The sequence below is a fragment of the Micrococcus sp. Mcc89 genome (assembly GCF_024519795.1).
GTDB lineage: Bacteria > Actinomycetota > Actinomycetes > Actinomycetales > Micrococcaceae > Micrococcus > Micrococcus luteus.
Map to the genome: position 1 here is coordinate 74,544 of NZ_JALJRI010000051.1, position 20,046 is coordinate 94,589.

Below are 20,046 nucleotides of genomic sequence, written 5' to 3' on the forward strand. Positions count from 1 at the left end.
GGGGGCCGCGTCGGACGGCGCGACCACGGACACGAGGAGGCGCACGGTGAGCGGACGAGTCCTGCAGGTGGAGGCCGACGGCGGGTCGCGGGGCAACCCCGGCGTCGCCGGCTACGGCGCCCTGGTGCGCGACCCGGCCACAGGCGAGATCCTCCGGACCGACGCCGCCCCGCTGGGGAAGGCGTCCAACAACGTGGCCGAGTACTCCGGGCTCGTGGCCGGGCTGCGGATGGCCCGGGACCTCGACCCGGAGGCCCGGGTGCACGTGCTGATGGACTCCAAGCTCGTGGTGGAGCAGATGTCCGGGCGGTGGAAGATCAAGCACGACGACATGCGGCGCCTCGCGGCCGAGGCCCGGTCCGTGCTGCCCCCCGAGCGCGTCAGCTACGAGTGGATCCCGCGCAACCGGAACAAGGACGCCGACCGCCTCTCCAACGAGGCCATGGACGCCGGCGCGCGGGGCGGGCAGTGGGACGCCGGCGCCTCAGAGGTGCCCGTTGCGGCTCCCGCGAAGGCGTCCACGACCTCCGCGTCGGCGGTGGCCGAGTCCGGCCTCGAGGCCGACGCGGACGTCCGGGCCGTGGAGGCGGACGGGCCCGACGCCGTCGCCTCGCCGGAGGATGCGACCCCGGCGCCCGCGCCCACGGGCCGGCTGCACCACGTGGAGATCTGGGTCGCCGACCTCGCGGCGGCCGAGGCGAGCCTCGGCTGGCTGTTCGGCGAGCTCGGCTACGTGCCGGGCGAGGGGTGGGCTGAGGGCCGGACGTACCAGGGGGCGGGGGAGTACCTCGTGCTCGAGGCCGGGCCCGACGTCGCCGCGGGCGCCCACGAGCGCACCCGCCCGGGACTGAACCACCTGGCCTTCCGGGCCGGATCACGCTCCCGCGTGGACGAGCTCACCGCCGCCGCGCGCGGCCGGGGGTTCCGCCTGCTCTTCGAGGACCGCCACCCGCACGCCGGGGGAGCGGACCACTACGCCGCCTACCTCGAGACCGCGGACGGCTTCGAGGTGGAGCTGGTGGCCGTCGAGGACTGAGGCCGCGTCCGGGCGGACCGCGCCTCGTCCGGGATCATCCCTCGGGCAGGATCACCCGCAGCGCGCCGGGCTTGCCGCCGGACGGCCGGGCCAGCTCGACCTCCCAGCCGGGGCCGTCCCCGGCCCGCGCGACCACGTCCGCCACGCGGTCCAGCGTCGAGGTCTCCCGCGCCCCCGCCTCCAGGAGCGCGCGGGCCACGAGGCCGCGGGTGTGCTTGGCGAAGTGCGAGACGACGGTCCGCTCGCCGTCGCGCAGCTGGAACACGTCGACCGCGAGGGTCCGCTCCGCCGGTGCCCGCCACTGGGCCGCGTAGCCTCCGGAGCGGCAGTCGACGACGGGCCCGCCGTCCCGTGCGGCGAGCGCGTCGAGGGCGGGGGTCAGGACGGGGCGCCAGTGCGCGGCCAGCCCGGGCAGCCCGGGCAGCTTCGCGCTGACGGGCAGCCGGAAGGCGGGGATCCGGTCCGCCAGCGCGGTGGCGCCGAACAGCGCGGAGAAGACCAGCACGGACAAGCGGGCGCGGCGCTTCGCCGCCGCCGACAGCGAGGCGTGGTCGAGCGCGTCGAAGAGCACGCCCGTGAACACCCGGTGACCGGGCGCGGCGGGGGCGACGGCCAGGCGCGTGTTCGCCTCGACCTCGCCGGCGAGCGACGCTCCGACGCCGAGGGTCGTCAGGGCATCCGGGGCGGCCGAGACCGCGGCGAGCCGCGTGAGCAGGTCCGCGCGGGCGCCCGTCACCGCGGCGTCGTCGGCCAGGGCGAGGGAGTCGAGGTCGAGCGGGGCCCCGGAGCGGGGTGCGGTCTTGCCCTCGGAGGGCGGCAGCAGGATCAGCACCGGGCCAGCCTAGCCAGGCGCCCCCGGACCGACGCGCGGACGGGCCGGGCCGACGTCGTCGTCCGGACCTGGCACAGTGGTGGGGTCCGCACAGCCGCCCCGCATCCCAGGAGTCGCCCGATGACCGCCATGAACGTGTTCGGCGTGGTGTACCCGTTCGTCCTGCTCGTGATCGCGGCCGCCGTGTGGCTCGGGGTCCGCTCCAGCGGGCGGGAGCGCACGCACGCCTCCGCTCTGGAGCACCGCCTGCGGGAGCGCACCTTCACGGGGCAGGACCGCGTGACGCTCGAATGGCCCCGGGACCGGCGACACCCGAGCCTGGCGAAGGTCGTCTCGATCGGCGAGTCGTACGGGTACCGGCTGCTGGACAAGCGGGAGCGCGAGCACGTGGTGGAGCTCGAGTTCGAGCGGATCCTCGACGACGAGGGGTTCTGACCCCAGCCGGGGGCCGTGAGGCGGGACGGACCGGCTGTAAGCCGGGTTCTGTGCCTCGCGCGCGTTGCCCCGCGCGAGGTGACGGCCATCCATCTGGGCCCGCCATCGCTGACGGGCTCGAGCGGCCAACCCGGACGCTGGGGCGAGCAGCCCTCGTGACGCGTCCTGTTCGGCCTTGCACCGGATGGGGTTTACCGAGCCGGCCCCGTCACCGGGGCCGCTGGTGGTCTCTTACACCACCCTTTCACCCTTACCGCCGCGCACACGGCGCGGAGGCGGTCTTCTCTCTGTGGCACTGGCCCGCGGGTCGCCCCGGGTGGATGTTGTCCACCATCCTGCTCTGCGGTGCCCGGACTTTCCTCGCACCCCCGCAGGGGCACGCGGCCGTCCGCCGATCCGTCCCGACCGACCAGTCTACGCCCCGCCGAGGCCGCGGGGCCGCTGCGGACGCGTCCTCGCCTAGAATGGAGGCGCCCGCCGACAACGAGGTCGGGGGATGGGGCCTGCCCAGGACGGCCCCGCCAGGTTTCAAGGAAGGACTCCCGTGGCAGACACCGCCTCGACCCAGACCCCCGAGTGGAACACGCAGCAGAAGCTCGCGGAGAAGATGGTCCCCCTGCTGGGCACCCTGTACCGCGAGCACAACGTGGTCACCTCGATCTACGGGCGCTCCCTCGTGAACCGCGGCGTGATCGACATCATCAAGGCCCACCGCTACGCCCGCCGCGTGCAGCAGGCTCCGCTGAGCGTCGAGTCCACCTACCCGCTGGTCGAGGCCATGGCTGCGATGGACCTGGGCGCCGCCACCATCGACCTGGCCGAGCTGGCCGCCAAGCAGAAGGCCTCGGGCCAGGACGTCCAGGCCTTCCTGGACGCCGAGCTCGCCGAGGTCAAGGGCAAGGCCGGTGAGGGCCTGGGCGAGACCCAGGACGTCGTGCTCTACGGCTTCGGTCGCATCGGCCGCCTGCTGGCCCGCATCCTCCTCGACCACGCCGGCGGTGGCTCCAAGCTGCGCCTGCGTGCCGTCGTCGTGCGCAAGAACTCGGAGGACGACCTGATCAAGCGCGCCTCCCTGCTGCGCCGCGACTCGATCCACGGCCCGTTCGACGGGACGATCGTGGTGGACGAGGACCGCGACGTGATCACCGCCAACGGCACTGAGATCCAGGTCATCTACTCGAACGACCCGACCACGGTGGACTACACCTCCTACGGCATCAAGGACGCGCTGGTCGTCGACAACACCGGACGCTGGCGCGACGACGAGGGTCTGTCCCAGCACCTGCAGGCCAAGGGCGCCGCGAAGGTCCTGCTGACCGCCCCGGGCAAGGGCGAGATGAAGAACATCGTGTACGGCGTGAACTCGGACGACATCACGCCCCAGGACACCATCATCTCGGCGGCCTCCTGCACCACCAACGGGATCACCCCGGTGCTCAAGGTCATCCAGGACGACTACGGCATCGACCACGGCCACGTGGAGACCGTGCACGCCTACACCAATGACCAGAACCTCGTGGACAACTTCCACAAGGGCGCCCGTCGTGGCCGTGCCGCCGGCATGAACATGGTGCTCACCGAGACCGGTGCCGCCAAGGCCGTGGCCAAGGCCCTGCCCGAGCTCAAGGGCAAGCTCTCCGGCAACGCCATCCGCGTCCCCACCCCGGACGTGTCCATGGCCATCCTGAATCTCGAGCTGACCAAGCCCACCTCGGTGGAGGAGCTGAACGCCCGCCTGAAGCAGGAGTCCCTCACCGGCCCCCTGCGCGGCCAGGTCGGCTACGTGGACTCCCCGGAGGTCGTGTCCACCGACTTCGTCGGCTCGGACCGCGCCGGCGTCGTGGACGGCCTGGCGACCCTCGTGAACAACGACGGCAAGAACGCGATCCTCTACGTCTGGTACGACAACGAGTACGGCTACTCGCACCAGGTGATCCGCGTGGTGGAGAAGATGGCGGGCCAGCAGGTCCCCGCCTTCCCGCAGGCCTGACCCGCCGATGACCGATGGCCCGTCCCCGCGGAGGGGACGGGCCGTCGTCGTGTGCCGACCGGGTCGGACGTGGAGCCGAGGCTCAGGCCTCGTCGTCCCCGTGGTCGCCGTCGGGGCCGTGCTCGTGGTCTTCGTGGTCGTCGGCGTCGTGGCCGAAGGGGTCCTCGTCCGTGCCGGGCAGCCACGTCACACCGGGCACGTTCAGACGCTCGGCCCGCTGCGCGCGCTTCCAGCGCCGCTGCCATTTGCCCTCGAGCCGGTTCACGTAGAGGGTGCCGTTGAGGTGGTCGTACTCGTGCTGCATGATGCGCGCGAACCAGCCCTCGGCCTCGAACTCGAACATCTCGCCGTCCACGCGCTGGCCGGACAGGCGCACGCGGGTCGGGCGCTGCAGGGGGAAGCCGAGCCCGGGCACCGAGAGGCAGCCCTCGGTGTGCTCGTCCGGGTGAGGCTCCTCCCGCGGCGCCTTGTCCAGGTGCGTCAGCACCGGGTTGATCACGTGGCCCACGTTCGGCGCGTCGCCGGAGTCCGGGAACGTCCACGTGAAGATCCGCAGCCCGACCCCGACCTGCGGGGCGGCCAGGCCCACGCCGTGCGCGGCGTCCTGCGTGACGTACATGTCCTCGATCAGCTCGCGGATCTCGTCGTCGATCACCTCCACCTCGGCCGCGCGCCGGTGCAGCACGGGCTCGCCGTAGACGGTGATGGGACGGATGGAGGCCATGGCACTGCGCTTCCCGGCCCGGGCTGCGGGCCTGCGTGGGTGGGGGGACGGGGGAGTCCCCAGCCTACCGCCGGGGACACCACGACGACGGCCGTCATTCCGCGGCGAGGGCCTCCAGCGCATCCGGGTCCAGCAGCGTCACCCGCGGGCCCGCCATGGCGATCAGGCCGTCGTCGGCGAGGCGGCGCAGCCCGCGGCTGAACGCCTCGGGGGTGGTGCCCAGCAGCGAGGCGACGTCCTTCTTCGGCGCGGCCAGCACCACGACGAGGTCGGCCTCGTCCCGGAGGGCCGGCAGGCCGAGCAGATGTCCGGCGATCCGTGCGGTGACAGGCTGATGCTCCCGGGCCAGCCGTTGTTCCGCCTCGGCCAGGCGGACGGCCAGCGTCCGCATCACGCGTCCCCCGATGCCCGGATGCTGGGCCAGGAGTCGGGCGACCTCGGCGTGGGAGAAGGTGCACAGGCGGGTCGCGGCCACGGCGCGCGCCCCGTGCCGGGCCGGCTCGCCCGTGAGGAACTCGTGCTCGCCCACGGAGTCCCCGGGCTCGACCATCCGCACCACGCGTTCCCGGCCGGTCGCTGAGCCGAGCGTCAGCGCCAGGCGGCCGCTGTGCACGACGCACAGGCGGTCCGTGCGGTCACCGGCCAGGTGCAGGGCATCGCCGGCCTCGAGCACGAGCGGCCGCGCCAGGGCGGAGACCCGGCGCAGCTGCTCCAGATCCAGCCCGGTGAACAGCGGGACCCGGGCCGCGCACGGCTCTGGTTCGTCCATGGGGGCGAGGGGCAGGTCCATACGCACGCCATCAGCCTCCCACACGGCGGCTTGACCGCGGTCAAGGCGGGCCCGCCGTCCCCTTCGTAGCGTCAGTGACATCCCCGGAGGCCGGGGATCGGACCGGGCACCCGCCCGTCCGCTCAGCCTCATCGGCGGCCGCGCCGGTGACGACCCACAGGAGTGACCATGACCGCCACCACGCACACCCTGCTCCGCGCCGAGGGCTTCAGCTGCCCCTCGTGCGTCCGGAAGATCGAGAAGGCCCTCGACGCCCTGCCCGGCGTGACCGGCGCGCAGGTCCACTTCGAGACCCAGCGCATCGAGGTCGACCACGACCCGCAGACCACCACTGCCCAGGACCTCGTCGAGGCCGTCGCCAAGGTCGGCTACACCGCCCGGCCGTCGGCCTTCTGACACCGCCCCGCCCCCGACGAACGGAGTCCGCCATGTCCACCCCCGCCGTCACACGTCCGGGCCGCCCTCGTGCCCGGTTCGCGTTGTCCCGCCGCTGGCGGCGCCCCGTGGTGGCCGGCCTGCTGATCGCCGTCTCGCTCGTGCTGGCGCCCGAGCAGCTGGCCCACGGGACCGGACACCTCGTGGCGGCGGGCCTGATGCTCGCCGCCGCCGTCGTGGCCGGCCTGCCGATCGCGCGCGACGCGATCGCCGCCCTGCGGGTGAAGACCGTCGGCATCGACCTGCTCGTCGCCACCGCCGCGATCGGCGCGTCCCTGCTCGGCAATTTCTGGGAGGCCGCCGCCGTGACCTTCCTCTTCGCCCTCGGCCACGCCCTCGAGGACGCGACCCTGTCTCAGACTCGCTCGGCGCTCGCGGACCTCGTGTCCACGGCGCCCGAGACCGCCGTCGTCGTGGACGCAGACGGGACCCAGCGCACCGTGCCTGCCCACGAGGTGGCCCCCGGCGCGACCGTCCTCGTCAAGGCCGGCGCTCGGGTGCCGGTGGACGGCGTGGTGCTCACCGGGGTCGGCGCCGTGGACGAGGCATCCATCACGGGCGAGTCCATCCCGGCGGAGAAGACCGACGGTGACGCCGTGTACGCGGGCACCGTGGCCACGGCCGGCCTGCTGCAGGTGCAGGCCCGGGGCGTGGGCGCCGACACCACGCTGGCGCGCATCATCCACCGCGTCGAGGCGGCGCAGGAGGCCCGTGCGCGGACCCAGCGGTTCATGGACCGCTTCTCCCGCTGGTACACCCCGGCGATCATGGTGCTGGCCTTCGCGACCGGTCTGATCACGCGGGACGTCCCCCTGGCCCTGACCCTGCTGGTCATCGGCTGCCCGGGCGCCCTCGTGATCTCCATCCCGGTCGCGATCGTGGCGGGGATCGGCCGCGGCGCCAAGGACGGCGTGCTCATCAAGGGAGGGGAGTTCCTCGAGCGCTCCGCGAAGGTCGACGCCGTCGCCGTCGACAAGACCGGCACACTCACCTCGGGCACCCCCGAGCTGACAGACGTCGTCGCGTTTGAGCCCGGGGCCGAGGACGAGGTGCTGCGCTGGGCCGCACGGCTCGAGGCGGCCTCGGACCACCCGTTGGCCGCGCCGGTCGTCGCGGCGGGCCGGGACCGCGGCCTGCTGGACGGCCCGCTGGCCACCGATGTGGACGTCGTCCTCGGCCGTGGGCTCACCGGAGAGGTGGACGGCCGTGTCGTCGCCGTGGGCAACGTGGCGATGCTGCGCGAGCGCGGCGTGGATCCGGCCGCGACCGACCGGGTCGAGACCGTCGCGGCCGAGCTCGCGGAGGCGGGCCGGACCCCGGCGGCGGTCGTCGTCGACGGCATCCCGCTCGGCGTCCTCGCCATCGCAGACACCCTCCGGCCCGAGGCCGCGGGCATGATCCGGGCGCTGCACGGGATCGGCGTCCGCGAGGTCGTGATGCTGACCGGCGACCAGCCCGGCGTCGCGCAGGCCGTGGCCCGGCAGGTGGGCGTCGACGACGTGCGGGCGGGCCTGCTGCCCCAGGACAAGCTCGAGGCGATCGAGGCCCTGCAGGCCGAGGGCCGCGTCGTCGCGATGGTCGGTGACGGCATCAACGACGCCCCGGCCTTGGCGACGGCGGACATCGGCGTGGCCATGGGCGCGGCCGGCTCCGGCGTGGCCATCGAGACCGCGGACATCGCCCTGATGGGCGACCGGCTCGAGCGGCTGCCGCAGGCGCTCGATCTGGCCCGGCGCACGGTGCGGGTGATGCGGCAGAACATCGCGATCTCCCTCGTCACCGTCGCGGCCCTGCTGGCCGGCGTCTTCGCCGGCGGCGTCACGATGGCCGTCGGCATGCTCGTGCACGAGGCGTCTGTGCTGCTGGTCATCGTGAACGCGATGCGCCTGCTGCGGCGCCCGGGTCAGCCCAGGTCCACGACCTCGAACTCGAGCAGGTCGGCGCCCGTGGCGACCGGCGCCGGGCGGCCGCCCTGCTCGGCGGCGTGAGCGGCGGGCATGCGCCCGTCCCGCCAGCGCTGGAAGTCCTCCTCCGACGCCCACGTCGTGACCACGAAGTAGCGGTCCTCGCCCGCGGTGGGCCGGAGCAGCTGGAAGCCCTCGAAGCCCGGCTCCTGGTCCACCGCGTGCTTGCGGGCGGCGAACCGCTTCTCGAGCTCCGGGCCGGCGCCCTCGGGGACGCTGATGGCGTTGATCTTCACGACGGACATGGGCAGGCCTCCTCGCCGGTGCGGGTGCGGCGTCGGGTCGACGCCCTCACCGGCCGACTCTACGCCCGGCAGCGGATGAGGAGTCCGTCGAACGGTTGATGCCCGGCGGCGTCGCCCCTGCGACGCTGAGCCGTGGAACCGGCCGCCGTGGGACCTCGGGCGGTCCCGCTCGCCATCATCGGCGACCTGCACTTGGACCTCACTGACGCGCAGTGAGTGAACAGCCTCTATGCCGTGCTGCTGGCCGCCCTGTTGCTCTCCACCGGCAACCTCGCGGACCGATGGGGTCGCAAGCGGCTCTTCCTCACCGGGTCCGCGCTGATCGCCCCGTATCCGCGCCGCCCTGCGGCACAACACCCCCTTTGTTGCTACCGTTTCGGTGTCCACTTCCACGCAACAGCGGGTGTCCGAGGTCGGTTGCTCCCCTTGGCATCGCACCGCAGATTGGTCGCCATGAACGACATGCACTCGCTGGGCCGACTGATCGCCCCAGCCCAGGAGCGGAACGGCTGGTCCCTCAGCGACCTCGCCGCCCGCGCCGACCGCGCGGGGTACGACATGAGCCACGCCAGCTTCGCGCGGCTCAAGTCCACCCCGGTCACCTCGATCAAGGGCGAGAACATCACGATGCTCGCGCTCGTGCTGAGGGTGCCCGTGGCCCACGTGGTCACCGCAGCGCTGGAGTCCATAGGAGTGGAGCTCGACTCGGCTCTTCACCCGTCGGTCCTCGACGTCGTTCAGGAATCCCCTGACCTATCGACGTATGACCAGGAGCTGCTCGCTGCAGTCCTGCGGGTCATGCTCGACCGACGTAGGACGGACCACCATGACGAGCGCGACCACGCAGACCAGGATCAGGACCGCGAGCGCGGCACGGCCGAGCGCGGGGGAGCGCGCGGCGGTGACGCTGGCGCTGAACAAAAGACCGCGGCGGCCGACGCGCCGGCCGACTTCGATCTGGCAGCACACCCCGACTTCGAGCTGACCCGCGACCGGCAGGCCCGGGAGTGGGGCGACGTCGGCGAGGAGAACCAGGACCCCGGCGACGAGGCCGGCGCATGAGCGCCAACACGAACTTCTTCACGTCGCAGCAGCCCGCCGCGGTCTTCAAGCTCAAGGTGCTGGAGGACTACCTCACACCGTGGGCCATGAAGGTTGCTAGCAAGGCCCCTCGGGAGGTGGCCTATGTCGATGGCTACGCCGGCGCGGGGCAGTACGACGACGCGCACAAGGGGTCGCCGCTCTACGCGGTGGACATCGCACGCAAGCTTGCAGCGCAGAACCGCATCATGCACATCCACCTCGTGGAGCGAGATAGGGCTCATGCGGAGACCCTCCGGCACGCGGTCGCCGCGCAGGGGCAGGGGGCCGGTCCCGTCTATCTGCACCACGGCGCCGTGGAGGAGCAGATCGACGCGATCCTCAACGACATCGGCACCCGCCCAGCTCTGTTCTTTCTCGACCCGTTCGGCACGGCCCTGCCGTACGACGTCGTCGCCTCGAAGCTGCTCCTGCGGCCAGCGCGGTCGACCGAGGTCCTCTTGAACTTCAGTCTCTCCACCGTGTGGCGCATCGGAGGGATCGTCCGGAAGGGAGCCTCCGCCTCAAGTGGCGAGACCGTCACCCTCCTCCGCGGTGACCGTTTTCTTGGTGGGCCGTGGTGGCGGGAGGTCTTCGCTGAGGCTCGGCGGCAGGCTGACGTGAGTGGCGACAGCTCCTCCGCCGCTACAGCCGCCTCCTACGTGGCGCGCGAGTACATGCAGCGCATGACCGGAGAGACCGCCCACAACGTCATCTCCGTCCCAATCCGCCGGACCCCGTCTGAGGGGCCGATCTTCACGCTGATGCTCTTCTACCAGCACTTCGCTGCGCCCATGCTCTTCGCTGACGCCGCGGCTCGGGCTCACAGGAAGTGGCGGCAGGTCAACTCCGAGAACTACTACCAGGGACTGCTCGACGACACCCAGGGGTCGCTCTTCGACCTGCAGGAGACGTTCGACCAGCAGGTGGTCGCAGAGCAGACCGACGTCAGAAACCGGGCCATCGCCGCTATCCAGACGAGGCTCTCGTCTCACCTCGGTCAAGGCCAGGCGGTGCGGATCTGCGACGACGTGCCCCACTGGCTAGGCGAACACCTCGGCACGGCAGGCGCCTCAGAGGTACGGCAGGCCATCAAGAATCTCCAGAAGGCCGGGATCACCCAGGGCTACACCAAAGACATGGTGGATGGGCGCGCGGTCATCCTGCCAGCGCGGCGCGGGAGGTAGGCATCTCGTCCCAGGTGCGCCCCTCCAAGAGCCGCCCGTTGGCCTTAGGCGTCCGCCCACCCCACTGCTTGAAGAAGAACGCCACGTCGGCAGACACGCATTGGTCGCGGATGTCCTCCACCCAGGCCTGGTCCATGGGGCGATGGTTCGCACCAGACTCGCCGCCCGCGATGACCCAGTCGATGCCGGCCAAATCCAGATCCCGCAGGGGTCCGATGAGGGGCTCGCAGGAGAGGAACCGGACCGCTGCCGGCACCTCGCGGAGATGGTCGATGCGGCCCGTCACAGTCTCGTCCTCCACGGAGACGCCCATCCACAAGTTGGCCGGCCAGTCGAGGCGATCGGCTAGACGGGCCATCCGCAGTGAGCGCTTCGTCAGCGCCTGATATGTGTGCTGCGGCGTCTCGCGCATGACGTCGAAGATGTCCCGGATGAACCCCAACGGAACTTTGGCGTGGAAGAGATCGCTCATGGAGTTCACGAACACCACGCGCGGGGCCTTCCACGAGCGGGGCTGGCCCAGGGCCTTCGGATGGAGGGTGACGCCAAACCCGGGGCCGGACGTCACCGGGTTCCCATCGTTCTGGTACTTCTCAGCACCCATCGCCTTGAGCCGCTTGGCTAAGGTCAGCGCGTAGCAGTTGTCGCAGCCGGCCGCCACGCGGTCGCAACCGGTCACGGGGTTCCACGTCACCTCGGTCCACTCAATCGCTGAGGTGTTCGCCATCGCGATCGCTCCTTCCCTGGAAGACCTGCTCCAGTCGAACAGATGTTCGACCCTTTGTCACGCAGGCGCGCTCAGTCCACCACAGTCCAGCTCGTGCTCACCCATACCGTGTCCGTCCCCACAACGACGATGGTCGCATGTTCCACCCCTGGCGGGCGCTGCGCACGCTGACGTACGTCGTCGTGGTCTGGGCCCGCCCACACCCGACGGCGCCAGCCGCGACCGATGGCGCGACGGTGATCTGGCTCGACCCCCGCATGACGCAGGCCGAGCGGCGGTGCGCGCTCACCCACGAGCTCGTGCACCTCGAGCACGGCCACCGCGGCTGCCAGCCGCCGGCCGTCGAGCACGCCGTACGCGCGGCCGCGGCCCGGCAGCTGATTACGCTCGAGCAGCTCGCCGACGCCCTGCCTTGGTCCATGAGCCTGGACGAGCTCGCCGACGAACTGTGGGTGACCCCGCTCGTGCTTACCGACCGACTGGCCGGCCTCACCCGGACCGAGCGGGAGCATCTCGCCGCGTTGGCCACCGAGCACTCTGCCTGAGCGCCTGCTAGGCGGGGGCCATCGGCTAGGTCAGAATCAAGGCAACGCGCCGCGCAGGGCGCACCACCAAGGAGGGCGACATGGCGAAGACGACCAAGTACACGGCGGAAGTGTCAGAGGGGCGAGACGAGCTGCTCGACGGCAAGACGATCGCACGCCTACGCACCATCGCAGTGAAGAACCAGCGCGGCGAGACCGTACGGGAGCTCAAGGCCGCGGACAACGACGAGGACGTGCGCGCGAAGCTGCGCGCCGCGGGCTACACCCTCAAGGACTGGGCCGGCGGCACTACGCCCGCCACCCTGGAGCGTGGGCGCAACCCGCTCGTCGCGGGCTGCCTCTGGCCCCTCGTGGCCGTGATGGCACTGCTCGCGTGGGCAATCTTCTCTGCCTTCAGCAACGCCAGCCCTGACGAGCCGGAGGAGTGGGACGCGAAGATTGCCTGCCAGACCCTCGTCAAGGAGAAGCTGCGCGCCCCCAGCACCGCCAAGTTCTCCCGCGAGACGGCATCCGGGGGGCCGAAGGCATGGACAGTGACCGGAGCGGTCGAAGCGGAGAACGCGTTGGGCGGCACGGTTGGGCACCGGTACTCCTGCTCGGTGACCTTTACCGGCGACGACGAGTACCGCGGAACGGCCACCATCACGGACCGCTGATCCCACGTACTACGTCCACCCCCGGGCGTACCGTCCCGACATGACCACCACCACCCAGGCGCCCGCGTGCGCCGGCCACCTGTCCGTTCGTGACCACATGGCGCTGCAGCTGTGGGGGCGGCGGTGGCGGCACGGGGCCGCGCGTGACCGGGCCGCTGAGCATCTGGTCGGGTTGCAGGGCACGGCGCTGGCGATGCGCGTGGCCACGCTCGCCGAGGACCCGGTGGCGATCGCCGCCTACCCGGTGATCACGCGGCGGGCCCGGGAGGCTCGGCAGACCCGCGAGCGCGCGGTACGGGTGCCAGCTGCTTAACGTGTCCGCCCCCTCGGGGAGCGTGGAGGCCGCGAAGGGAAGCGCAAGAGAGGCCCCGTCCAGCAGCCAGCTGGACGGGGCCTCTCGCTGCGCCAGGGGTCAGGCGCCGGGGGGAGGCTCCCAGCCGATCGCGTCGACCGCGGCACGCTGGGCGTCCAGCAGCAGGTGCGCGTACACGCGGGAGGTGGTCTGCAGCGACTCGTGACCGAGGCGGTGCTGGACGACCTGTGCGGGGACCCCATCCATGAGGGCCCACGAGGCGAACGTGTGCCGCAGGCTGTGCGGGGTCAGGTGCTTGGCGATCCCGGCGGCCGCGAGCGCCGGCTTCCAGTGGCGCTCGACGAAGTTCGTGCGGTGGATGACGCCGCCGCCGGGGGCGGTCAGGAGGAACTCGTCGGCGGCACGGCCGGCGGCCAATGGCTCGAGTGTTTCGACGGCCCAGTCGGGGAGCATGATCGTGCGGCGGCCGCGGGCGGTCTTGGGGACGCCGAGGACGGCGCCCTCCTTGCCCTTCTTCCAGGCGCGGCGCACGTGGATGACGCTGGCTGCGACGTCGAGGTCGCGGACCTGCAGGGCGGTGGCCTCGCCCCAGCGGGCGCCGGTGACGAGCAGGACGATCAGCAGCGGCTGGTACGACTCGGATATGGCTGCGTAGAAGCGCGCCCACTCGGCTCGGCTGAAGATGCCGCGCTCCTCCTCGACGTCGTCGTCGGGCAGGTCGGCGCCGCGCGCGGGGTTGGCTGGCAGGATGCCCTCCTGGACGGCGAGGCCGAGGACCGCGGAGAGCAGGGCGTGCGCGTTGCGGACCGTCTTCGGAGACACCGTGGCCAGCGGCGGCTCGGGCCGCGGGGGAGTGGCGGCCGCGGCGCGGGCGGCGGCCGCGCGCCAGCGGGCCGTGGGCTGCTGCAGCTGCCACCGGATCCACTCGGCCACCGTGCGGCGGTCGATCATGTCCACGGGCAGCTCGCCGAGGCGGGGCAGGAACGTGCGCGCGGCCTCTGCCTCGTACCCGGCCAGGGTGCCCGGGGTGCAGCGGAGCCCGCGGTGCTCGATGTACCGCGGGAAGAACTCGGCGAGCGTGGGCATGCCCGGGGCACTGTCCACCTGGGCCTCGAGGATCCGGCGGGCCACCGTGGGCCCCTGCCGCGGGTCCTCCACGATCGCCTTGACGCGCTGGGCGCCGGCCTCGCGGGCGAGGGCCGGCAGCCACTGGAACCGGCCGGCCTCGTAGAAGCCGACCCGGTACGTGGTCCGGCCGGCCTTGTTCGTGCGCGTCTGGATGGTAGCCAACGCATCTCTCCTGGTGCTCTCCGATGATGTGCGTACCCCGTGGGGACCGAGCACTACCCAACAGCACTACCAAGACGAGATAAGGCCCGGAATCATCCGCATGATTCCGGGCCTTACGGTGGGGTGAGCGACGGGGATTGAACCCGCGACCTTCTGGACCACAACCAGACGCTCTGCCGACTGAGCTACGCCCACCATGCCTGCTCCACACGGACGGATCCGCGCGGCGCAGCGGGGTCCACAGTACACGAGATCCCGCGCAGCGCCGAATCGGGGCGGCGAGGCCGGGGTGCCGGCTCAGGCCTGCGCCCCGGACACCACCTCCGCAATGGCGCGGGCCTCCTCCGTGGTGGGGCCGGGGGCGGGGGCCATGACGGCGGCCCGGTAGTAGCGCAGCTCGGTGATGGAGTCCTTGATGTCCCCGAGAGCGCGGTGGCCCCCGGTCTTGGCGGGGGCCTGGTAGTAGGCGCGCGGGTACCAGCGCCGGGCCAGCTCCTTCACGGTGGACACGTCCACGATCCGGTAGTGCAGATGGTCGACGACGGCGGGCATGTAGCGGGCGAGGAACAGCTTGTCCTGGCCCACCGTGTTGCCGGCCAGCAGGCCCTTGCCGGCCGGCACGCGGGCCGCGATGTACTCGAGGACGCGCGCTGCGGCGTCGTCGAGCTCGAGGCCCTCCGCCAGCTCCGGCAGCAGGCCGGAGGTGGTGTGCATGTCCCGGACGAACGGGTCCATCTGCTCGAGGGCCGCCGCGGAGGGACGGATCACCAGGTCGATGCCCTCGTCCAGGATGTTCAGCTCGGCGTCCGTGATGAGCACCGCCACCTCGACGAGCTCGTCGACCTGGGGGTGCAGGCCGGTCATCTCGCAGTCGATCCAGACCAGGGGGGCGCTCTCCGGCGCGGGGGTGCTCGTCTCGCTCATGCCCCCAGGCTACTCGCGTGTCACGATGGTAGATTCGAGCGAGCCGCGCCCTCGCGCGCCCTCGCAGGACCGCACGGAAGGACCCGTCGCATGAGCGTGTCGACCCCGCGTCCGTCCGGGTCCACGGCCCACCGGCCGGAGTACGTCGGCGTCGGCGGCCTCCGCGCGGACCCCCAGGTCGCCGGCGCGGACTGGTGGCCCATCCTGGTGGGGACCCTCGGCTCCCTCCTCCTGGTGGTGGGCTCGTACTCCGTCGGCTGGCTGGCCTCGGCCTCCCCGATCAACCGCTGGCAGTGGCTGATCCCGTGGCGCACCCAGGAGACCGGCGTGCTCGCCGGCACAGCGCTCCTCACCCTCGGCTGCTGGGTGATGTTCTGGGCCTGGCTGCGCCTGGGCCAGACGATCCGCCCCTTCGGTCGCGGCGCCCTGCGCACGGTCAACCTCGCCACCGTCCTGTGGTGCCTGCCCCAGGTCGTGGCCCTGCCGATCTTCAGCCGGGACATCTTCGCCTACGTGGGACAGGGCCGTCTCATGGAGGCGGGGCAGGACCCCTACGTGGACACGATCTCCTCGCTGTCCAACTGGTTCCAGCTCGGAGCGGACGCCACCTGGGCGGACTCCGAGACCCCGTACGGTCCGATCTTCCTCTGGATCGAGCAGGCCGTCGTCGCGATCTCGGGGGACATGAACCCGGACCTGGCGATCTTCCTGTTCCGCCTGGTGGCGGTGGCCGGCGTCGCGCTGATCATGGTCTTCGTGCCGTTGCTGGCCCGCCGGCTGGGCGTCAACGGTGCGTGGGCGCAGTGGATCAGCGTCGCCAACCCGCTCTTCACCATCAGCTTCGTCGCGTCCGGGCACAACGACGCCCTCATGGTCGGCCTCGCCCTGGCCGGCACGTGGTGCGCGCTGCGCGCCGGGCATCCGCTCCGCCCCCAGCGGCCCGGGCAGTCCGTCGCGTGGGGGGTGGCCGGCGTCGTGCTGGTCACCCTGTCCCTGGGCATCAAGCCCATCACGCTCGTGCTGCTCCCGTTCATCGGCCTGCTGTGGGCCGGCCCGACGGCCCGATGGCCGCGCCGGTTCGCCTTCTGGGCCCTCACCGCCGGGATCTCCTTCGGCCTCATGGCCCTGGTGGGGGTGCTCAACGGCTTCGGCTTCGGCTGGGTGGCCGTCATGGTCGGCACGGGCACGGGCACCGTGCCGTGGGGGCCGATCGGCATGCTGTCCCTCATCACGGTGGGGGCGAGCGAGCTCTTCGGACAGGGGGCGGACGTGCAGGCCGTCGAGGGCGTGTACAAGACCGCCGGACGCGCGCTCTCGGTGCTCATCGTGCTGGCCCTGATATTCCTCGGCCGCCAGGACCGCGTGATGACGCGCATGACCTGGGCGTTCACCGCGCTGGTGATCCTCTCGCCCATCATCCAGCCCTGGTACCTGCTGTGGCTGCTGCCGTTCTTCGCCGTGCTCGGCATCCGGGACAACTGGCAGATCAAGTGGGTCGTGTTCACGGTCGGCTACTTCCTGGCGTTCGGCGCCGCGGACCAGCTCTTCACCTGGCAGTTCCTGGACATCGCGGACCAGGTCAAGGCCGTGTCCCTGATCGTCTCCGCCGTGTGTCTGCTGTGGATCCTCGTCGTGGACCGCCGCACCAGCCGGTTCGTGAAGGACCACTGGCACGTGCGCCCCGCCGTACGCGCCGGCCTGGCCCGGCTCCGTGGCGCCCCTCGACCCGCGGAGCCGGCGGAGTGAGGCCCGCCGCCTCCGCGACGACCGGCGCCCGAGGGCCCCGTCCGAGCCGCGTGACGGCGCAGCCCGAGCCGGAGGCGGCCGTCCGCCGGGGCACGTGGGCGTCCGTGCTCATCACGGTGGGCTCCTGGGGCGTGGGGTGGCTGCCGATGACGCCCGACTCGGTGTTCTCCGGCACCACCCTGCTCAACCCGCTGCGGGTCTACCTTCCCGGCGTGCTGCTCAGCACCGTGCTGCTGGCCGCCGGCTCGCTGCTCCTCGTCCGATCCTGGCTCGAGCTGGGGCGCGCGCTGCGGGGCCGCTGGGAGGAGCACGGCCGCCTGGTGGCCCGGGCCGCCTGGTGGTGGTCCGCCCCGCTGATGCTCGCGCTGCCGATCTTCTCCCGCGATGTGTTCTCCTACCTCCAGCAGGGCCGGCTCCTCGCGTCGGGTCTCGACCCGTATTCCCAGGGCGTGTCCGCCCTGCCCGGCTGGTTCATGCAGGGAGCGGACTCCATCTGGGCCGAGTCCCCGTCCCCCTACGGGCCGCTGTTCCTGCTGTTCGCCGAGACGACGTGGCGGGCCACGGGCGGCAACATCGAGCTCTCCGTCACGGCGTTCCGGCTCCTGGCGCTCGCGGGCCTGGCGCTGTGCCTGTGGGCGGTGCCGCGGCTGGCCGCCGTCGCGGGCCGATGCGGGGTGTGGGCCACGTGGGTGGCCGTGGCGAACCCACTGTTCCTGCTCTACATGATCGCCGGCGCCCACAACGACGCGCTGATGTCGGGGCTGATGCTCGCGGGCATCCTGCTCATGGTCCGCCCGCCCCGCCGCCGCGTGCATGCGCTGTGGGGGATCGTGCTGATCGCCCTGTCCGTTGCGATCAAGCCCCTGACAGCTTTGGTGCTGCCCTTCGTGGCCCTGCTCCTGCCCACCGGCTGGGCCCGGTTCCGCGCGGCCGATCCGCGCCTGCGCCGGCGGGACCGGCTCGGCCCGTGGTTCACGACGGCGGTGATCTCCCTGGCCGTCCTCACGATCCTCGGCGCCGGCTCCGGCCTCTGGTTCGGCTGGGTCCCGGCCATGCTCACGAGCGGGGACGCGGCGTTCCCGTATGCCCCCGTGGGCCTGCTCGGCCTGCTGCTCGGCGCGGTCGTCGAAGCCGTGACGCCCCTGGGGGCGCGCGACGTGGCCGCGGCCTTCTACACCGCGATGACGGTGTCGGCCCTCGGCTTCACGGCCTGGCTGGCCCTGCGCCGCCGGCCCCTGGACCCGGTGTTCAGCGCGGCGGCCGTGCTCGTGGTGGCCGTCGCCACCGCCCCGATCGTCCAGCCGTGGTACCTGCTCTGGGTCCTGCCGCTGCTGGCGTGCGCCCTCCGCCCGCTGCCGTGGGGCGCCGACCATCCCCGCTGGCTCGGGTGGGTCACCGCGCTCGCGGTCCTGTTGCTCACCGGCGTCGGCGTGGTGGACCAGCTCTCCGTGGCGCAGTGGCTGCCGGTCCTGGCCGTCCGCGTGTTCACCCTGGTCCTGATGCTCGCGGGGATCGGATGGATCATCCACCGCGATCCCGTCACCGCGCCCCTGTTCCCCGGGCGGCGGCGTCCTCCCCTGGAGGTGGTCGAGCCGCGGGCCGCGGCGGCGTCGCCGACGCCTCCGGAGGCGGGCGTGCCGCCGGACGCGCCGCCCGACGGGCCGCCGTCGACCGCCGCGCACCCCGCCTCCTCGTCCACCCGCATCCCCCAGGAGAGACCGTGACCTCCCACCCCCGCAGTCCCGCCCCGTCCCGTCCGAGCGGCCGCTGGGTCGGCCTGCTCGTCGGCCTGACCGTGGTGGCCGCCGCCGTCGGCGTGCTGACCAAGCAGTGGTGCCGCGTGAACGGCTGGGCGGCCCCCGGCGTGCACGCGCACATGTGCTATTCGGACTTCGCCCAGCTGTTCCCCACGCGGGGCCTCTCGGACGGCCACTTCCCCTTCTACACGCCGCTGCCGCCCGAGCAGTGGATGGAGTACCCGGCGTTGCTGGCCGTGGTCGCGGGTGTGACCATGTGGCTCGTGCCCGCCTCCGGCGACCTGCACGAGCGCACCGTGACCTACTTCGACGTGAACGCGATCGGCGTGGTGCTGTGCTGGATCGTGCTGGTCGTCGCGACCGCGTACACCGCGCGCGGTCGCTCCCGGGACGCCCTGCTCGTGGCCCTGGCCCCGGGGATCATCCTGACCTCGATGCTCAACTGGGACCTGTGGGCCGTGATGCTGGCCGCCCTGGCCCTGTGGGCGTGGACGGCGGGCCGTCCGACCCTCGCCGGCCTGCTCATCGGGCTCGGCACCGCCACGAAGCTCTACCCGCTGTTCTTCTTCGGCGCGATCTTCGTGCTGGCGCTGCGCACGGGCCGCTGGGCCGGGTTCGTGAAGGCGGCCCTGGCCGGGGCCGCGGCCTGGCTCGCGGTGAACCTCCCGTTCATGCTGACGGCGTTCGACCAGTGGTCGCGCTTCTACACGTTCTCGGGGGACCGCGCGGTCTCCTTCTCCTCGACCTGGCTGGCGCTGGCCTGGACAGGATGGTCCGGGGAGACGTTCACGACGCTTCAGAACGGCCTGTTCCTGGTGTGCTGCGTGGGGATCGCCTACCTCGCCCTCGCGGCGCGGCACCGTCCGCGCATGGCCCAGCTGTGCTTCCTGATCGTGGCGTCCTTCATCCTGTGGGGGAAGGTGTACTCGCCGCAGTTCGTGATGTGGCTGATCCCGCTCGTGGTCCTCGCGACGCCGCGGTGGCGCGCGTTCTGGATCTGGCAGGCCGTGGAGGTCTACCACTGGGGCGGGGTGTGGATGGAGTCGGCGCGCATCACCTCCGACGGGGCGTTCGCCGGCGGCGCCTGGTGGATCACCGCCTGGTATGCCTCGGGGATCGTGGCGCACATCGTCGCCCTCGTGTGGCTCATGACCACGGTGGTCAAGGACATCCTGGACCCCGTCCGCGACCCGGTGCGCCGCACCGCACTCGACCAGGGGGCCCCCGAGATCGCCCCGGGGGTGGCCGAGGACCCGCACGCCGGCGTCTTCACCGGTGCCCGTGACCGACTGCTCCTGCCCCCGGCCGGACTCGGCCTGCAGCCACTCGGCGAGTCCGCGGGCCGCTGACGGCGGAGCGGGTCCGCCGGC

The 20,046-nt window shown here is 72.3% G+C and carries 20 protein-coding genes, 1 tRNA gene and 1 other RNA gene; 13 read left to right on the forward strand and 9 right to left on the reverse strand.

Features of this window, described 5'->3' with window-relative positions:
• The first annotated feature begins 46 nt into the window (after positions 1-46).
• Positions 47-1,036 (forward strand): reverse transcriptase-like protein, encoded by a 990-nt coding sequence (locus tag NR072_RS06285; RefSeq protein ID WP_063190227.1) that lies wholly within the window; start codon positions 47-49, stop codon positions 1,034-1,036.
• Positions 1,037-1,070: 34 nt separating this feature from the next.
• Here NR072_RS06285 and NR072_RS06290 read toward each other — a convergent pair whose 3' ends face one another.
• On the reverse strand, positions 1,071-1,868 hold the full coding sequence (locus NR072_RS06290; protein WP_061873166.1) for a YaaA family protein: 798 nt from the start codon (positions 1,866-1,868) through the stop codon (positions 1,071-1,073).
• Between the two features lie 120 nt (positions 1,869-1,988).
• Between NR072_RS06290 and NR072_RS06295 the strand changes: the two genes are divergently transcribed.
• Positions 1,989-2,303, forward strand: coding sequence for a hypothetical protein (locus NR072_RS06295; RefSeq protein WP_061867832.1), 315 nt, complete (start codon positions 1,989-1,991; stop codon positions 2,301-2,303).
• Between the two features lie 21 nt (positions 2,304-2,324).
• On the opposite strand, the gene rnpB is transcribed toward NR072_RS06295, so the two are convergent.
• An RNA gene (gene rnpB / locus NR072_RS06300) (RNase P RNA component class A) lies at positions 2,325-2,703 on the reverse strand.
• A 144-nt stretch (positions 2,704-2,847) separates the two neighbouring features.
• Here rnpB and NR072_RS06305 point away from each other — a divergent pair.
• Complete coding sequence (locus tag NR072_RS06305; protein ID WP_061873100.1) at positions 2,848-4,293, forward strand: glyceraldehyde-3-phosphate dehydrogenase; 1,446 nt, start codon at positions 2,848-2,850, stop codon at positions 4,291-4,293.
• 82 nt (positions 4,294-4,375) lie between these two features.
• Here the strand turns inward: NR072_RS06305 and def are convergent, their stop codons facing one another.
• The gene (gene def, locus NR072_RS06310) at positions 4,376-5,017 is read right to left on the reverse strand and encodes a peptide deformylase (protein WP_044659107.1); all 642 of its coding nucleotides are present in this window, start codon (positions 5,015-5,017) and stop codon (positions 4,376-4,378) included.
• A 94-nt stretch (positions 5,018-5,111) separates the two neighbouring features.
• A complete protein-coding gene (locus NR072_RS06315) occupies positions 5,112-5,807 on the reverse strand; it encodes a Crp/Fnr family transcriptional regulator (RefSeq protein WP_061867780.1) in 696 nt (231 codons plus the stop codon).
• 168 nt (positions 5,808-5,975) lie between these two features.
• Here NR072_RS06315 and NR072_RS06320 point away from each other — a divergent pair, with 168 nt between their 5' ends.
• Entirely contained in the window at positions 5,976-6,203 is a 228-nt protein-coding gene (locus NR072_RS06320; protein WP_010078881.1) for a heavy-metal-associated domain-containing protein, read from the forward strand.
• Positions 6,204-6,235: 32 nt separating this feature from the next.
• Positions 6,236-8,230, forward strand: a complete 1,995-nt coding sequence (locus NR072_RS06325; protein WP_243733614.1) for a cation-translocating P-type ATPase — start codon at positions 6,236-6,238, stop codon at positions 8,228-8,230.
• Here the strand turns inward: NR072_RS06325 and NR072_RS06330 are convergent.
• Complete coding sequence (locus NR072_RS06330) at positions 8,146-8,451, reverse strand: antibiotic biosynthesis monooxygenase (RefSeq protein ID WP_010078879.1); 306 nt, start codon at positions 8,449-8,451, stop codon at positions 8,146-8,148. The two genes, NR072_RS06325 and NR072_RS06330, sit on opposite strands and share 85 nt — an antisense overlap.
• Positions 8,452-8,667: 216 nt before the next feature.
• Between NR072_RS06330 and NR072_RS11565 the strand changes: the two genes are divergently transcribed.
• Both NR072_RS11565 and tcmP read left to right on the forward strand, forming a co-directional pair.
• Positions 8,668-9,513, forward strand: coding sequence for a hypothetical protein (locus NR072_RS11565; protein WP_371263963.1), 846 nt, complete (start codon positions 8,668-8,670; stop codon positions 9,511-9,513).
• A complete protein-coding gene (tcmP, locus tag NR072_RS06340) occupies positions 9,510-10,718 on the forward strand; it encodes a three-Cys-motif partner protein TcmP (protein WP_095346851.1) in 1,209 nt (402 codons plus the stop codon). The genes NR072_RS11565 and tcmP overlap by 4 nt, the downstream gene beginning before the upstream one ends.
• On the opposite strand, the gene NR072_RS06345 is transcribed toward tcmP, so the two are convergent.
• Positions 10,690-11,445 carry a DUF5131 family protein gene (locus NR072_RS06345; RefSeq protein WP_010078876.1) on the reverse strand — a complete coding sequence of 252 codons (756 nt, stop codon included), beginning with the start codon at positions 11,443-11,445 and terminating at the stop codon, positions 10,690-10,692. The two genes, tcmP and NR072_RS06345, sit on opposite strands and share 29 nt — an antisense overlap.
• A 137-nt stretch (positions 11,446-11,582) precedes the next feature.
• Here NR072_RS06345 and NR072_RS06350 point away from each other — a divergent pair, with 137 nt between their 5' ends.
• From NR072_RS06350 to NR072_RS06360, 3 genes are all read left to right on the forward strand, one after another.
• Positions 11,583-11,990, forward strand: a complete 408-nt coding sequence (locus NR072_RS06350; RefSeq protein WP_134417058.1) for an ImmA/IrrE family metallo-endopeptidase — start codon at positions 11,583-11,585, stop codon at positions 11,988-11,990.
• 80 nt (positions 11,991-12,070) lie between these two features.
• Complete coding sequence (locus tag NR072_RS06355) at positions 12,071-12,646, forward strand: hypothetical protein (protein WP_095346850.1); 576 nt, start codon at positions 12,071-12,073, stop codon at positions 12,644-12,646.
• A gap of 40 nt (positions 12,647-12,686) precedes the next feature.
• Positions 12,687-12,959 (forward strand): DUF3263 domain-containing protein, encoded by a 273-nt coding sequence (locus NR072_RS06360; RefSeq protein ID WP_010078873.1) that lies wholly within the window; start codon positions 12,687-12,689, stop codon positions 12,957-12,959.
• A 99-nt stretch (positions 12,960-13,058) separates the two neighbouring features.
• Here NR072_RS06360 and NR072_RS06365 read toward each other — a convergent pair whose 3' ends face one another.
• The 3 genes from NR072_RS06365 to orn form a co-directional block, all read right to left on the reverse strand.
• The gene (locus tag NR072_RS06365; RefSeq protein WP_010078872.1) at positions 13,059-14,249 is read right to left on the reverse strand and encodes a site-specific integrase; all 1,191 of its coding nucleotides are present in this window, start codon (positions 14,247-14,249) and stop codon (positions 13,059-13,061) included.
• A 119-nt stretch (positions 14,250-14,368) separates the two neighbouring features.
• Positions 14,369-14,444, reverse strand: a tRNA-His gene (locus tag NR072_RS06370).
• Between the two features lie 102 nt (positions 14,445-14,546).
• Complete coding sequence (orn, locus tag NR072_RS06375; protein ID WP_002857127.1) at positions 14,547-15,173, reverse strand: oligoribonuclease; 627 nt, start codon at positions 15,171-15,173, stop codon at positions 14,547-14,549.
• A gap of 90 nt (positions 15,174-15,263) precedes the next feature.
• Here orn and mptB (NR072_RS06380) point away from each other — a divergent pair, with 90 nt between their 5' ends.
• From mptB (NR072_RS06380) to NR072_RS06390, 3 genes are read left to right on the forward strand one after another with little or no spacing between them, the layout of a single operon-like run.
• Positions 15,264-16,919, forward strand: a complete 1,656-nt coding sequence (gene mptB / locus NR072_RS06380) for a polyprenol phosphomannose-dependent alpha 1,6 mannosyltransferase MptB (protein WP_250161888.1) — start codon at positions 15,264-15,266, stop codon at positions 16,917-16,919.
• A gap of 50 nt (positions 16,920-16,969) precedes the next feature.
• Positions 16,970-18,643, forward strand: coding sequence for a polyprenol phosphomannose-dependent alpha 1,6 mannosyltransferase MptB (gene mptB / locus NR072_RS06385; protein ID WP_230297487.1), 1,674 nt, complete (start codon positions 16,970-16,972; stop codon positions 18,641-18,643).
• A complete protein-coding gene (locus NR072_RS06390; RefSeq protein WP_036316843.1) occupies positions 18,640-20,025 on the forward strand; it encodes a glycosyltransferase family 87 protein in 1,386 nt (461 codons plus the stop codon). Before mptB (NR072_RS06385) ends, NR072_RS06390 begins: the two co-directional genes overlap by 4 nt.
• Positions 20,026-20,046 lie beyond the last annotated feature (21 nt).